Annotated in this window: 1 protein-coding gene; it reads right to left on the minus strand. The window is 45.1% G+C overall.

Features of this window, described 5'->3' with window-relative positions:
- The coding region (locus A3738_RS08995) for an AMP-binding protein (protein WP_068763546.1) at positions 1-1509 on the minus strand (1509 nt) is incomplete at its 3' end.
- Positions 1510-1592: the final 83 nt, after the last annotated feature.

The raw sequence follows: 1592 nt of genomic DNA on the forward strand, positions 1-1592 counted from the left end.
TGGTTGTGTCAGACCAAAACCCGTGACCATGACTTGACCGATATTCGTGTTTGCTCCCATTTTATGCTCGATGGGAACAGGCAGAACAAATTTACCTTTGGCCGTTTTAAATGTGTCTTTAACGCGACCCGTAATGATCAATCGTCCTTCATTATCTAAGCGTCCTGTATCGCCAGTTCGATACCAGCCTTCAGGTGATAAGACCTCCGCGGTTTTTTGAGGAGATTTATAGTATCCCTTCATCACCCATGGAGCTTTGATTAGGACTTCGTCGGTTTCTTCATCAATCAATATTTCAACACCATGAAGCGGTCTTCCGACAGAACCGGGGGTAATGTCATCTAAGGTGTTATAGGTGACACCGCCACATAGTTCTGTCGCGCCATAAACTTCTTGAATATTAATGTCGAGTTGTCCGTACCAACGCAGAAGTGCAGCAGATAAGGGCGCGGCGCCCGATACCGCTGACAGCACCGAGCTCAATCCCAAGCCCTTTTTGACTTTGTGCTTAATAAACCGTCCGACTAGCGGAATTTTAAGGAGTTTCTGTAGTTTCTGTTCAGGAAGCTTAGACAGAATACCTTGTTGAATTTTTACCCAAATACGCGGTACTGCAAAAAACTGTGTCGGTTGTACCGACTGTAAATTTGCTGCAAAGCGATCTAGAGACTCACTAAACGAGACTTCAGAACCTGCAACGATTGGACTGACCTCTGACACGACGCGTTCGGCGATATGGTTTAGTGGTAAATAGGATAAAACACGCTCGGAAACTCCTTGATACACACCATAAGCAGGTTTAGCACGTTCGTGTTTCATCACTTGATTCGCACAAGCGTAATCCAGCATCACACCTTTTGGGGTGCCTGTCGTACCGGACGTATATATGACGGTAAAGATTTCATCTGCAAGAGGCTGATGAGGGTCGGTACAGGGAGCGAAGTCTAATATGTCATCCCATTTATAGTTACAGCCATCTAAAGGACTATTACCTTCAAAGTGAGGGAAGGCAATTGTAGTAATGCTACTGTTAACGCCATGACGCTGCTCTTCCCAGTTTTCGAGTTTGCCGACAAACAATGCTTTTATATCGCTTAGCTGAACGACCTCGTCTAAATCCTTTGCTGACAAGGTCGGATAGAAGGGAACAGATACATATCCACCCATCATTATCGCGATGTCTGCGACAATCCATGCAAAGCAGTTTTTAGACAGCAAACCAATATGATCACCAGGCTGTAAACCCATGGACCGCAGAGCTGTCACGGTACGGGCTGCCATGCGATAGACTTCACCCCAACTGAATTCATGCCAGTGTTCGCCATAAGCTTGGCGTAGATACGTTTTTTGAGGATGCAGTTTGGCTCGTTCGTAGAAAATTTCTAAAAAGCTAGAAGCATTTCGAATGCGGTCATTTTCGATAACGGATACTTTGACTGGCGGAAGATTGCTCGTAGCGATGCTTTGATCGCCATGCACAGAAATATCAATACTAGGTGTCGGTGACATGATGCTTTCCTATGGCTTATTTGTGTTTATTGGCAGCCGATTAGAGACAACATCAAAATGTCTCATACAAGGCATCAGTTGTT

Source organism: Oleiphilus sp. HI0066 (assembly GCF_001635725.1).